The organism is Rhizobium sp. CCGE531 (assembly GCF_003627795.1).
GTDB lineage: Bacteria > Pseudomonadota > Alphaproteobacteria > Rhizobiales > Rhizobiaceae > Rhizobium.
This window is the reverse complement of sequence record NZ_CP032687.1, coordinates 288,016-301,443: the sequence shown is the minus strand read 5'-3', so window position 1 is coordinate 301,443 and position 13,428 is coordinate 288,016. Positions and strand designations below refer to the sequence as shown.

Here is a 13,428-nt window from a genome sequence, read left to right as displayed (position 1 = left end):
TTTGATTGAATCTTTCTTGAAGAATAAGGTCATGTGTCGCACAACATCGTCATGAGAACCAAGACAGCGCCGAACATGGAGTTACTCTTGTGTGACACGCTGTCTTCTACATCCTACCATAATGGACTCGACCTTGACGTTAAGATCGATAATCCATTGCTTCGCAATAAGGAGAAAGCAAAAGATGTGCCAACTCCGCAGTATCGGCTAAAGAAGAGCCTATTTCCACCATTCAACTATTTAGGAGGATGGGGTGCAGGGCCGAACATTCCGTGTCGGGAATCCGACAAAACTGAGTGCCCGTTGGCCGGTTTTCGGCATCGTCTTAGGAAACCTCCGCGTTCCCAAATGCGATGACGGAGACCGTTGGAACGACGTGATCGCTAGATTCTCACAACGATAGTTCTGGACCTTAGCCATTTGGGGGATCTCGTTACCCAATAAGCTTGGGGGGCGCACTTTTTATAGCGCCAGCAGGTTACGACACGTTTGGCCTGCAAGACGCCCGTACGGCTGCGCGATCCGTAGACGAACCGGTTCGTGCGAGCCGCGGTGCCCCCAAACCACAATCGATGCCTTCGCGTGATCGCTTTGGCTCTGCCATGCCTCCAAGAGCCAAGCATAGTTTTACACGCTTGAGTGCACGGATTTCTCCAGAATGTCCAGGCCACGCTGCAAGGTCTGCCGTTCAGTTATCAATGGAGGAAGAAGCTTAATAACCTGATCTTCAGCGCCACATCGCTCTACTACAAGCCCGTCTTCAAAGGCTTTCCGTACGATTTCCGCAGCCAATTTGCCGGTACTGCAGTCGAGCCCCAGCATCATGCCCCTTCCACGCACGCAAATGTTGGAATTTTGGTTGCTTTGGGCGACCTGCTGAAGGCGCTCTTTTAGAATGCATCCTGTTTCGACAGCTTCTCTAGATAGCTTTTCATTTGTCCAGTATTTTCGCAAAGCAGCGGTCGCTGTCACGAGTGCGAGATTGTTGCCCCTAAAGGTTCCACTGTGTTCGCCTGGTTGCCATACGTCAAATTCAGGTTTGAGCAGTAAGAGCGACAGCGGCAGCCCACAACCGCTGAGAGACTTCGACAAAAGAACGATGTCCGGAGAAATGTCCGCAAACTCAAAGCTGAAAAAATCGCCAGTTCGTCCGCAGCCCGCCTGAATGTCATCAATAATCAGGAGGATGTCGTTCTTCCTGCAAAGCCGCTCTAGCGACTGCAGCCAGTTTCTGCTCGCAGGATTGATGCCGCCCTCACCCTGAACGGTTTCGAGAATAACAGCTGCCGGCAAATCGACGCCACTGCTACCATCCGCAAGCACTTTGTCCAGATATTCCGTCGTATCCTGATCAGGCCCCCAATAACCGTCGTAAGGCATGAAGACCGCGCCGGAAGGAGGAAGACCTGCGGCATTTCGGAAGTATCGATTACCAGTTACAGCAAGCGCGCCCAGGCTCACCCCATGATAACCGTTGGTGAATGAAACGATGCTATGACGTCCAGTGACCTTGCGTGCAAGTTTTAAAGCTGCCTCGACGGCGTCGGCGCCAGTGGGACTGACAAACTGGTATTTGTATGTAAGACCACGCGGGCGCAATATCAGCTCGTCAAAGAACTCCATAAACTCTCGTTTCGCCGACGTAGCCATGTCTAATGCGTGGACAACCTGATTTGATTGCAGGTATTCCACGGCAGCACTTAGGATATCGGGGTCGTTGTGACCGTAGTTGAGGGCACTCGCTCCGGAAAGAAAATCAATGAACGCACAACCATTTTCGTCCTCGAGGATGGCTCCTGCCGCTTTCGTGAACACCACGGGGAATGATCGTGAATAGGATCGCACGTTGGATTCGTGGTTTTCAAAAGCAAATAGGGAATTGGAAATGCTGTCATTACTCACGATTATTTCCTCAACCAGATGCCATGACCCAGCAGCGCCTGTACCCTTGACGCCAGCTACCGCGAAATCTAGCAATGCCTCGAAATCCAGCGTCCATTTGGAAGCTTTTGCAACTCTATACGACCATTGCTAACTGTGCTCCTACCTAGAATGATAGCTTCCTACTGCCTATAGCTGGCCTGTAGCAGGAAAACAGAGCTGCGGCAGTGGCAGCTTGCCGCCTAGAGAGACGATCGCCTCCTACAGCTCGATAAATCCGAGATTTATTGCCTTAATAGCCGCAACCGTTCTGCTGGCAGCGTCCAACTTTCGCATAACGTTTTTAATGTGAAAATTAACAGTGTTTTCGGATATACTCATGATAATTCCTATGTCCCATGACGATTTTCCGCGTGCCACCCAGAGAATACATTCTTTCTCCCTGAGCGAGAGCTCAGGCACTTTCTCCAGGGCATTCGAATTCGCCACATTTGTAAGTCTCAGGTGGAAATGTATCGCCGCAAGTTGTAAGTAGGCGATTGCCCTTTGGTGGAATTCACGCTCAATCTGCTGGGCAAAGCTCATGATGGCGAAACTTCCAGCCGAGCTGCGCAATGGAATAGTAATGCCTGACCTTACGCCAAAGCTTGCAGCCTCGTCGAAGATGCGCCGTTCGCTTGGAGTTGTACTCGGGCCAACGTATGCCTCCCTCCATTGAATAGGGCCTGATCGCATTCGACTTTCCTTGATAATAGGAGCTTTCCGATCATAACCCATTTCGAGACATCGCTTCTGCCATTCATCAGGATAGTTCAGGATCTCAAATGAAGGGCATCGAACCGGCTGTAGAACCTTGCGCTCGGTTGTAAGAGGACCGTAGGCTATCCACGCGCAGCCAAGATTCAGAGCAAAAGCTGATAAGTGCTCAAATAACTGTTTAGACTGAGCGATGGTGTGTGTCTGGTCAAGAAATCGGCCGAACTCGACCGCAAGTTCCCCTCGATTTAAAGCTTGAGAAGGTGGCGAGAGGTCCGAGGAATTCAGATCGGTAACTCGGCCGGTCTGATTACTGACTTGAGTAGAACCGCAACCGTCCCGAAACAATCGATGCTCTCTCTCGGGCAAATAATGGCACGCCATGTTGCCGTCAGATGACGTCGCTGGCCGTGAGCGGCTACGGCTCTCCGAGCCTCCGGCGAACTTGATCGCTAAAGCTTTGGAAGCGGGCTGTGGAAGAGCTGACATCCTGCTTTCCTCTCGTTTTTCCGAGGGGTCGGAATTGCTGTCCGTAGTTCAAGAGTCGTGCCAATCTTGAAAGAACCCACAGAGCCTCTACAAATTTTAACCGCGTATGCGAAATGCAGCATCGAATCAGCCGAGTACGTCGCGCCCTGAGCCGGATAAGGTTGACAATAGTTCTGCTATGAGTCACCAACCTTGTGACGCCCAATCTGCGTCAGGCACCAAGCTTTGCATTTCGACAACAGGAACCGCATCTGGGGCCTCAAAGATTGCGTGCGCCGAAGGAACAGGGTTGCGGCCAGGTTCTTCAGTTGCGGCACTCAAAATCTTGCTGCATGGATGTCGTTGGTTCATCGTATTTCGCCCGGTTCGGCGCACATGACATAGATTGGATGACCGTGAAACCCAAATGCTGCTTCAAAGAACTCCGGATCGTCATGCGAGCGACGTTGCCGCCTCCGCGCAATCCTCCGAACTAACGCCGCATCAAATTTATAAACGCCGACGAGGCTCAAATCTGCAGACGCACTTTTATGGCTGTCGGAGCCTTCGGGTACAATTGCTGTAAGGCGTTGCGCTTTGCCCGTCAGCACTCGTAGCGATCGTTTGCCGAGTGACTGGCTCACAACGACAATGTTGCGATATGATGACCGTACCAAGCGCTCCAGCATAGTGAAATTGATCACCGTTTCCGCGGTAAATATCAAAACTACTCCATCGACATCAGCGACTTCATCTGCCGCTGTCACATCAATAAGACGCCCGGGATATGGCGTACGCAGTGGGCGTACGCGGAGCTCCATACCATACAGCTCGTGACAGAAACGATGGTCGACCTCGCCCACGCCTCCTAGCCCAAGGATAATCGTCTTTTGCACGCCAACACGTGCCAATTGAGATAATAAATGTTGCAGAACGGACGTGCCGTCGACCATAACTGCGCTGGCTGGGAGGCGCTCTTTGCCAGTTAATCTAATATGTCGGGGGCTTGCGATAACGATCGCACATTTCTCCATTAGCAGTGCCCTCGGATCGTGCACAGAAGGTGAGACTAACTCTGCAACGTACTCGGTCCACTCCCCAATCAGATAGTTGACTGGTTGGTGGATCAGCGCCTCTTCCGGGCTCATGTCCAAACGCTATTCGCAGCCATCGGCGACAGCGAAGCATCAAGATCAGAGGGTCGAACAGGTGATCCGCGTCAAGAGTGTGTGGCTGTTCTTTCTGCCGCTGACATGTCCATTTCTTCACGAACCGAAAGCGCGTGTTAATGCAAGGTCGCTCGCTACAGATCCGGTTGGAGTATCTTTGCTTTAGGGACAAAGCGCTCAAGTCCGAGACTTCAAACATATGCGCTCAGTTTAGAGCCATGGCACTGTTTCAAAACAATCTTTACATTGGCACGATGTGTGCATGGTTATCCGCAAAACTGCCGACTGAGGAGTGAACTCCCTCCAGGATCAAGCCCATTCGCCGACGTGCCGTGATGGAAGGCTTCTGCGTGAGCCGCAGTTCTACAAACTGGATTTTGGAGATAAGTGCAAAACTTTGTTGTCGAAAAAATCTGAAGGTCGGTCGAACTTTCATTCGAGGATTTCACGCGATGTCGAAGAACGAGACTAATCGGGATTTCCACTCAGCGGCGGTGCTGATCACTGCACGAGACGATTGCTCTGGTCAGTTCTTGGAATGCGCATGTAAGTACATCAATACCAGCCATGGGAACGCCCTCGCCAAACACTTCCAAGAGGCAACGCCAGATGTGGTGTTTCTTAGGACGCATTTCCCTGACGTTGAGACGCAGACGTTCTGTATTCGCCTGCGTCTTTCTCGCCGGGCGCGGTCAACGTCGATCATTGCGATTGCGGCGGTTGCTGACGAAGTAACTCAAGAAGACAAGGTCGCGTTCGATGACAATGAGCATGTTAGCCGATCGCGAGAGATAGCGCTGACGAGCATCGGCAGAATCTTGGACGGCTCGTGTCGGAGTTCCATTCCCAGCCATCAAGAACTACTTGCCTTTCACGACATTGAATTGGATGTGGCCACCCACTATGTGCGCCGAAACGGCCGGACGATTCATCTAGCTCCAACCCAGTTCCGCTTGCTGGAGCACTTTATGAGGAACCCATACCGGGCGTACTCGCGAGATGAACTAAAGAATGCAGCTTGGCCCCATGCCGTTCATATCGGGCCTCGCACCATCGATGTTCACATCGGTAACTTGCGCGCGGCACTAAATAGGGATAGCGACCGCGATCTGATACGGACTGTAAGATCTGTCGGCTACGCGCTTTCCGAAAAACCGGATTCGTAATTGCGGGATCGGCCTGAAGCTGGCCGTGTAAGCGGCGCCAATTTGGCTGCGTCTTGATCAGTCAAAATAGGCATACCCAGTAGAGTAGGCATATTAAAACAGCGCTTGATATTCAGCGTTTTCACACGGAGGATTTTTTAGTTGCCAACGGTATGCCATTGTTGCTGATGTTAGCGCATCTTCATATTGCTGAGATTGGTGAAAACGGGCTGTCACCGACAGAACTTTCGCTTGTTGGCATCGGTAGAGCCTTCAAGTTTGGGGGCACACATGGAGACTCTATCCTTCGGGATCAGCCGTCGCGAAACGTGTCGCTGTACGCATTGATTGCCGGCGCGCCGCCGAGATGCGCGAATAGGAGCCTTGATCCTTTCGGAAAGAAGCCTTTGCTGATGAGATCTATCATCCCTTGCATTGATTTCCCCTCGTAGACGGGATCAGTCATCATGCCCTCCAGCCGAGCACAAAGGCGGATGGCCTCGTTTGTTTCTTCGGAAGGAATGCCATAACGGGGGTGCGCATAGTCCGCGAGCAGTACCACATCATCATTGGCGATTTCTCTTCCGAGTTCGACGAGCTTTGCAGTTTGCCGGGCGATGTTGAGCACCTGCGACTGGGCTTGGAGGGGAGTTGCCGAAGCATCGATGCCGATCACATTGCGCTGTCGTCCATCCTTGGCGAACCCAACGACCATGCCGGCTTGCGTCGAACCCGTCACAGTGCAAACCACGATATAGTCAAAGGCAAAACCAAGCTGTTTTTCCTGCGCGCGCACTTCCTCGGCAAAACCCACATAACCCAAGCCGCCATATTTATGGACAGACGCACCGGCTGGGATCGCATAGGGTCTGCCGCCCTTTTGCTTGACGTCGTCGAGCGCCCGTTCCCAACTGCTGCGGATGCCGATATCGAAGCCGTCGTCGACCAGCCGGACCTCCGCTCCCAAGATCCGGCTTAAGAGGATATTGCCAACGCGATCGTATACAGCATCCTCATATGGTACCCAATCCTCCTGCACCAGAAGGCATTTCATGCCGATCTTGGCGGCAACTGCGGCAACCATACGGGTATGGTTGGACTGCACGCCACCAATGGAAACAAGCGTATCGGCATTGGACGCGATCGCGTCGGGGATGATGTACTCGAGTTTGCGGAGCTTGTTGCCGCCGAACGCCAGACCCGAGTTGCAGTCCTCGCGCTTGGCATAGATCTCCACCTTTCCCCCTAGATACTCGCTGAGGCGGTCAAGCTTTTCGATAGGCGTAGGGCCGAAGGTTAGGGGATATCGTTCGAATTTTTCAAGCATTTTTGCTCCAGATGTGGCTTTAAATCGAAGTCAGCTATGCACGATCCTTAAGCTGTTGCGGCGCTCTCCCACGTTCGAAACATTCCCATTGTCCCCTCGCCTCCGTTGGTCATCAAGACGACGCAACTCCCAGGCCGATCCTCCGCGCTTCAACGTCAACGCAACCGAACAGCAATAAACTCATTAGTTTGCTATACCGTAGAAGCCATCGCCGACGCTCATGTCGTGTAGTTGTTCCAACAACGTCATGCTCTAAGAGCAATGTCTTCCAAGCAGCCCGAGGCTCAAGACTGATCTATTCCCGGTACTCAAGGGCGTTAAACGGCCCCATCAAGCCAAGCTGGCGGACATCGGAATCCTTCAGTCTTTCTCTCCGCAATGGTCTGGCCGGTAGCGCATTTCCTCGAGATCATCAAAACGCAAGGCACGCTGGCTCCTCTTTGAAGCGCAACTGGCCCGCCAGATCAAAAAAAGCACGCTTGCGAAATAGGCCACCTGAAGAAGGAGCCAAATTTCCAGCGTCGTGACCATTGCTCTGCGGATGGAATGTGAAACGAGGTAAGTGCCTAGAAGGCTGACGCACATGATTAGTTGCAGGAGGCGACAGAAAATTGCAAAAGGCACCGCCGTTCTCCAGGTTTATGCGCCAGCACATGAAGCGAGCTTGTCAGCCGCGATATGAATTTGACAGTTCTTCGGGCAGACGCGGGCGCAGGCACCGCAGCCGATACAGCGCCCTGCTTCGTCCACGACCATGACCATACGATTGAGTTCGCCATCGAAGTCGTCGTCTTCGTCATCGCAGATACCGAGGATTTCACCCGCTTCATTGGCGCCGTAAAGATGCATGACATCGCGCGAGCAGACCTTGAAGCAGCGGCCGCAGCCGATGCAGGTTTTGCCATCGATAGCGGTAAGATACTCCGGCACCCAGGTGGATCCATCACGGGTAACGAAGGTCCCCGTCATCGTGAATCCTCCAAGGCGGCAAGCTCTTTCTTTGCCACATTCAACTCGGCGAATACCGCGAACGTTTTTTCTGCGATCGTCTTGATCTTGGGCCAGTTGACCGGCAGGTCCTCGGCAAGGTCATGCAACTCCATCTTCGCAGTTGCCGCTCGTGACTGCAGTTTGCGGACCTTCTGAAGCTGCTCCACAATGTCTGACATTATCTCTTTCCTCAAAAACTGATTTCATGGCGCCCGCGCCACATCGGGATGGGCTTTAATGGCGATGACGGCATCATCGACCAATCTCGTGCCGGCCTCGGTGAGTTTGCGAAGCGTCTCAAAGCCGAACCGATGGACGTCTCGGAGCGTTTTCGACAAAACGACCAAACGCCCTGTCGTGAGAACCACTCGCCCAAAGCCCTCGGGATTCATCGTCACGATCGAGGATGCAACGAGGCCGGAGTGCCCCTCGATTTCAAGCCCGACGCAGGTGTAAAAGATTTGAAGCCTCCAAATTACGTCCGGATCGGGGTCGCCGATGATCGGCATCTGCCGGCGCTGCTCCTTCGTCACGATGAAATCGGCAAGCAGGTCAGTGTCCGATTTTCCGTCCCACGACCCATGAGCATCCTGCGCCCTCACCAGGCGAACCAGACGTTTCATGAACGGGGTTGCCATAGCGTCGCTGTCATCATCTGCGAGTATGTTCGCAAGGTTGCTGGGCGAAGTCATCGCCGATCTCCTTTAATCTTCGTCGTCGAAGAACGGCTTGGCGAGACCCATGCCGGCATCTGCAAGCACCTTGCGCAGCCATGGCGGCGGGGCCGTTTTCAGCATGGTCTGGGTGCGCGTCAGCACCTCCTCGATGGAAGATGGCTCGGGCACCTTGATCGGATGGATTTTTGCCGCGACGACCTTCGCGGCGGAGGGGCCGCCGATCGCAAGGCAGAACAGCAGATGACATCCCTTCAACGCCTCGACCCTCATCGCGATGCGATCGGTGCCGCCGTCGTTCGTGTGCTTGCCGCTTTCGTCAGTTGCCTCACCAAAATCGACGGCTTCGACGATTTCCCAACCGGTTGGGGTGACGTCATAGACTGCAAAAAGCTTGGCAGATCCGAAATGGGCATTCAGCCTCTTCAGGTCCTGCGTCGCGATCGCAACGCGCAGAACTCCCTTCGGGCACTCTGGCGCAGGGGCAGGCCCCTCGTCAGTGACGAGTGAAAGACGTCTGACGGCCGTCATTTTTTGCCTCCATGTCTTGCAAGGGATTGAGCGCTTCGGGGCTCGGCCGGCGGCAGTTCGACTGGAAAATGTTGGCGGCCTCGAACAGGAAGTTGCGCGCGCCCTCATAGAGAATGGTTTTCTTATGCTGGCTGCCCAGCCGATCGAAGATCGGAAACCCGACCCTCATCAGCGGAACGCCAAGCCGCTCGGCCGCCTGACGGCCGTGGGAATGGGTCACGATCAAGTCACCGCCAGCGTGACGCGCCATGGTTTCGAGATCGGAAAGGTCGCCGACCTGCACAGCGTCGGCTGGCACCTTCTGCAGAATGCAGCTGGTACCGGTGGTCGTCACGGCGGCGACTATTTCGGCGCCCATCCCTTTGAAGAACGTCGCAAGTTGAAAAAGATGATCTGGCTCCGCCGCAATCGCAATGCGCTTTCCGCCGAAATAAAAATGGCCGTCGAGGAGTGCGTCCTGCAATTGTGCGCGGCGGCGGCGCACCGTGGCCGGCACGGGATTGCCGGCGATCATCGCCAGCATCGTCATGAAACGGTCGATTGCTTTCAAGCCGACAAGCTGCTCGAAGAGGACATAAGGCACGCCGGTCTTCGCCTGCAGGGCCGCGGCGGCCGTGCGCATATGCTCGCCAATCGCAACCGCCTGGAAGCAGGTGCCGAGTTCGCGGATTTCCTCTACCTTCGTGCCGCCATAGGTAGTCGGCACCCAGCGGTCGTCAGGAACCGTGCCGTCGAGCGAGCCCGAGACGTCCGGCAGGATCACCGGCTTCAGACCAAAGCTTTCGACCGTTTCGCGCAGAAGCTCAATATCGGCGACCGTCAGGTGCCAACCGGGGAGGATCGCAATCTTCTTCAGATCGCGGGGCCGGCCGCCTGGGGTCGTAATGCCTTCGATCATGGAGGTGACTGCCTTTGCCCAACCCTCCTCGATCGCACCGTCGAAATCGGGTGTGCTCGCTAGCACGACCTCGGTACCTGCTAGCTCTTCGGCACGCTCCAGCTTGATATTGACAAGATCGCCCTCGAAATTCTCGCCGCGGGTTTCCACCAGCGCCGTCGTGCAGATCCCGATCAGCTTCGGTTTAGCGCGTGTTTTGATATTGAGGAGCGCCTCTTCCAAATTGCCGGCGCCGCCGAGGATCGTCGCGACTGCGTCCATCGCCGTTGTCTGCAGGGGGATGGCTTCCTTGAAATGGCGCACGAAGAGCACCAGCGCGAAGCTGGTGCAGCCTTGGCTGCCGTGGAACAGCGGTATCGCACCATCGACGCCAAGATAGGCTAGAGCGGCACCGAGGGGCTGCGACGATTTCAGCGGATTGACCGCCGCCGACTTGGTCTGCGGGAGAATGCAGGCCATCAGCTTTCCTCACCACCCGCGGAAGCCGCCGGCGGAGGCGCCGACGAGATCTGTGAGGCGGGGAACGTCTCGCTCTCGCTTTGCGTGCTTTGCAGTTCTTCCTTCATTGCGGGCTGGGCGTCCCATGGTGCCGGCTCCCGCACCTCGCTCCAGATCGGGTTGTGGATAGCAAGATCGATCTGGCGAACGAGCTCCACCATGCCCTCATAGCCGGCATAGGGATGATGGCGCTCCTGGTTGATATCAAGCCAGGGCGTTTTTGCCTTCAGCGCGACATATTGCGTACGCCCACCAGACAGCATGATGTCGGCTTTGTGTTCTGCGAGAATGTCGTACATCTCCCGCGATCCCATCGACTCGAACATGCGGTGATCCTCCTTCAGAATTTCCTTGATGCGCTCCTTGTCTTCGGCCGTCGATTTCTTGGTCGAGGTGCCCACAATTTCGACGCCGATCTCCATCAGCGCGTGGGCAATCGACCAGGCCTTCACACCACCGGTATTAAGGAGCACACGCTTGCCTTGAAGCCGCGACCGGTATGCCGCGAGCTTTTTCCAGGCGATCGCCTCCTGCTCTGCGATCAGCGCCTCGGTGCGCTCAAGAATCTCCGGATCGGCGCCCTTCCTGACGAGCAGCTCAGCGATCTGCCGCAGCGATTGCGACGTGTCGGTAATGCCGTAGAAGGACCCTTCGAAGAACGGAATGTCCCAGAGTTCCTCCATTTTGCGGGCAAGATTTATGAGTGCGGTCGAGCACACCATCATCGCTGCCCGGGCACGATGCGCTGAGGCAATGTCACGATAACGCGCGTCACCGGGGATGCAGGCGCGCACGCGAATGCCAAGCCGATCAAGAAGCGGCTTTACCAGCCAGAACTCGCCGGAAAGATTGAATTCGCCGAGGATATTGATGTCGTAGGGGCCGGCATCATCGGGCTCCACCGTGCCGATGACATGATCGAGCAGCGCCTCGCCGGCGAGCTTGTTTCCAAGATTCTTGGAGCCGGAAAAGCCGGGCGCATTGATCGGCACCACCGGCAAGCCGAATTTTTCCGCAGCGCGCTTACAGACCGCTTCGATGTCGTCGCCGATTAGCGCCGTAACGCATGTCGAATAGACGAAGATCGCCGGTGGCGCGTAGGTTTCCTTGATCTCGCGGATCGCTTTGAAAAGCTTCCGCTCGGCGTGGCCCATCACCACGTCGAGTTCGGTAAGATCGGTGGTGAAGCTCGTGCGCCAGAGCATCGGGCCGGACGAAGCCGTACCACGGTTATCCCAGGAATTGCCTTCGCAGGCGAGCGGAGCATGGATCAGATGCGCGACGTCGGTGATCGGCTGCAGCACGATCTTTGCGCCGTCGAACGCGCAGCCACCGGCTGCCGCCCCGGGGGTGAGCGGCTTGGAACAACCCTTCTTGCGGACATTGGCATCTTTGCCGCGGTTCATCTCGCAAGCGGGTTCCTCGAAGACGTCCTGGATCCTGGCATCGAGCGACCGGCTTGCGCCGGTCTTGGATGTCGATTGCAAGACACTCGGCGGCGGAGCCGAGCGTTTGCCGTTAGCGTGTGAGGTCATAGGAATAGTCCGTGACACCTGTTTGGCTCGTCTCGCGGTCGAGTTTGTCGAATATCGTGTCGAGGATTGTCGTTAAGACACGCAGCCCGCCTTGGTAGCCCATCAGCGGGAAGCGATGATGATGGTGCCGGTCGAAAATCGGAAACGTCAGCCGGATCAGCGGCGTGCCGGTGTCGCGCTCCAGATATTTGCCATAGGAATTGCCGATCAACAGGTCCACCGGTTCGGTGAAAAGCAGTGAGCGCAGTGCCCAGAGGTCCTTGCCCGCCCAGACCTTGGCATCCTTTCCGAACGGCGAGGATGCAAGCAATGCCTTCATTTCGCTTTCCCACGCAGATGTGCCGTTGGTCGCGAGGCAATGTGTGGGCTCGCCGCCGGTTTCCATCACGAACCGGGCCACCGCATAGACAAAATCTGGATCGCCGTAGATCGCGTATTTCTTTCCGTGCAGCCAGGCTTGGCTGTCCGCCATGGCGTCGACGAGGCGCCCACGCTCCAGTCCGATCGCGGAAGGGATTTCCTTGCCGGAAATCTCCGAGATTTTCACCAGCAATTCGTCGGTTGCTTTAACGCCAAGGGGATAATGGAAGGAAGCCGTCGGCTGTCCGAACTCCTTGCAATATTCCAGCGTCTTGCGGGTGTTGTAGTGCTGCAGCGATAGTGTCGCTTCGGCGCCAAGAGCTTCCTTGACGTCTCCGATCGTCGTGCCGCCATCATACATGCGATACATGCCATCCGAGGGAGTATCGAACTGGTCGGATGCGTCCTGGATGAGGGTATACGATACGCCCATGAGGTTCAGCAGGCGCTTGAGCTCGCGGTTGTTGCCGACGCAGAAGCCGTCGAACCCGGGTATGATGTTGATGGTGCCGTTCGGTTCCTTGCGCTCCCTGCCCTTCCAGAAGTGCTCCAGGATGCCCTTGACCATGCCGTCATAGCCATCGACATGGCTGCCGACGAAGGCGGGCGTGTGGGCGAAAGGAACATCGAAGTCTAAGGGGACCGAGCCTTCGCTCTTGGCGTTTTCGATAAAGCCGTGCAAATCGTCGCCGATAACCTCCGCCATGCAGGTGGTCGAGACGGCAATCATCGACGGGTCGTAGAGCGCATAGGTGTTGGCGAGCCCGTCGACCATGTTCTTCAGTCCGCCAAATACCGCCGCGTCCTCAGTCATCGAGGACGAAACCGCCGACGAAGGCTCCTTGAAGTGTCGCGAAAGGTGCGACCGGTAATAGGCAACGCAGCCCTGGCTGCCGTGGACGAAGGACATGGTCCGCTCGAAGCCCGCAGCCGCAAAGACGGCCCCGAGCGGCTGGCAGGCTTTGGCGGGATTTATCACCAGGGCTTCGCGGGCAAGATTTTTCTCCCTGTACTCCCAGGTCTTGGTGAACTCGCTTTGATCGGCAACGACCTGGTCCGGGTGCGGACATTCGAAATTCAGCTTCTTTTCGGCAAGCATTCGCCTGTATTCCGGCTCGCGGAACAGAGGCGCGTGGTCGAGAATTTTTTCCGCCGACTGCGGCATGGTAATCGCCTTTCGTTTCATCGTGCCGCAC

At 55.6% G+C, this 13,428-nt stretch carries 13 protein-coding genes; 1 reads left to right on the top strand and 12 read right to left on the bottom strand.

Going from position 1 to position 13,428, the window contains the following annotated elements:
* Positions 1-627: 627 nt before the first annotated feature.
* From ectB to CCGE531_RS31240, 3 genes are all read right to left on the bottom strand, one after another.
* Entirely contained in the window at positions 628-1,902 is a 1,275-nt protein-coding gene (gene ectB, locus CCGE531_RS31250) for a diaminobutyrate--2-oxoglutarate transaminase (RefSeq protein WP_120671013.1), read from the bottom strand.
* Between the two features lie 240 nt (positions 1,903-2,142).
* On the bottom strand, positions 2,143-3,126 hold the full coding sequence (locus tag CCGE531_RS31245) for a LuxR family transcriptional regulator (RefSeq protein WP_120670856.1): 984 nt from the start codon (positions 3,124-3,126) through the stop codon (positions 2,143-2,145).
* 347 nt (positions 3,127-3,473) lie between these two features.
* The gene (locus CCGE531_RS31240; protein ID WP_245459536.1) at positions 3,474-4,253 is read right to left on the bottom strand and encodes a hypothetical protein; all 780 of its coding nucleotides are present in this window, start codon (positions 4,251-4,253) and stop codon (positions 3,474-3,476) included.
* Between the two features lie 473 nt (positions 4,254-4,726).
* On the opposite strand from CCGE531_RS31240, the gene CCGE531_RS31235 reads away from it, so the two are divergent.
* On the top strand, positions 4,727-5,440 hold the full coding sequence (locus tag CCGE531_RS31235) for a winged helix-turn-helix transcriptional regulator (protein ID WP_120670854.1): 714 nt from the start codon (positions 4,727-4,729) through the stop codon (positions 5,438-5,440).
* A gap of 292 nt (positions 5,441-5,732) precedes the next feature.
* Here the strand turns inward: CCGE531_RS31235 and CCGE531_RS31230 are convergent, their stop codons facing one another.
* The 9 genes from CCGE531_RS31230 to nifK form a co-directional block, all read right to left on the bottom strand.
* Positions 5,733-6,746: a 1-aminocyclopropane-1-carboxylate deaminase gene (locus CCGE531_RS31230; RefSeq protein WP_120670852.1), complete on the bottom strand. Its 1,014-nt coding sequence runs from the start codon at positions 6,744-6,746 to the stop codon at positions 5,733-5,735.
* Between the two features lie 360 nt (positions 6,747-7,106).
* Positions 7,107-7,277, bottom strand: a complete 171-nt coding sequence (locus CCGE531_RS35080; protein WP_245459610.1) for an exopolysaccharide production repressor protein — start codon at positions 7,275-7,277, stop codon at positions 7,107-7,109.
* Positions 7,278-7,385: 108 nt separating this feature from the next.
* Positions 7,386-7,715: a ferredoxin III, nif-specific gene (gene fdxB / locus CCGE531_RS31220; protein WP_120670848.1), complete on the bottom strand. Its 330-nt coding sequence runs from the start codon at positions 7,713-7,715 to the stop codon at positions 7,386-7,388.
* Positions 7,712-7,915 (bottom strand): CCE_0567 family metalloprotein, encoded by a 204-nt coding sequence (locus CCGE531_RS31215; protein WP_120670846.1) that lies wholly within the window; start codon positions 7,913-7,915, stop codon positions 7,712-7,714. Before CCGE531_RS31215 ends, fdxB begins: the two co-directional genes overlap by 4 nt.
* A gap of 24 nt (positions 7,916-7,939) precedes the next feature.
* Positions 7,940-8,428 carry a NifX-associated nitrogen fixation protein gene (locus tag CCGE531_RS31210; protein WP_120670844.1) on the bottom strand — a complete coding sequence of 163 codons (489 nt, stop codon included), beginning with the start codon at positions 8,426-8,428 and terminating at the stop codon, positions 7,940-7,942.
* A 12-nt stretch (positions 8,429-8,440) separates the two neighbouring features.
* The gene (gene nifX, locus CCGE531_RS31205; RefSeq protein ID WP_120670842.1) at positions 8,441-8,941 is read right to left on the bottom strand and encodes a nitrogen fixation protein NifX; all 501 of its coding nucleotides are present in this window, start codon (positions 8,939-8,941) and stop codon (positions 8,441-8,443) included.
* A complete protein-coding gene (gene nifN / locus CCGE531_RS31200; protein WP_120670840.1) occupies positions 8,907-10,298 on the bottom strand; it encodes a nitrogenase iron-molybdenum cofactor biosynthesis protein NifN in 1,392 nt (463 codons plus the stop codon). The genes nifX and nifN overlap by 35 nt, the downstream gene beginning before the upstream one ends.
* Positions 10,298-11,743, bottom strand: a complete 1,446-nt coding sequence (gene nifE, locus CCGE531_RS31195) for a nitrogenase iron-molybdenum cofactor biosynthesis protein NifE (protein WP_240535527.1) — start codon at positions 11,741-11,743, stop codon at positions 10,298-10,300. Before nifE ends, nifN begins: the two co-directional genes overlap by 1 nt.
* A gap of 112 nt (positions 11,744-11,855) precedes the next feature.
* A complete protein-coding gene (gene nifK, locus CCGE531_RS31190; protein WP_004126108.1) occupies positions 11,856-13,397 on the bottom strand; it encodes a nitrogenase molybdenum-iron protein subunit beta in 1,542 nt (513 codons plus the stop codon).
* Positions 13,398-13,428: the final 31 nt, after the last annotated feature.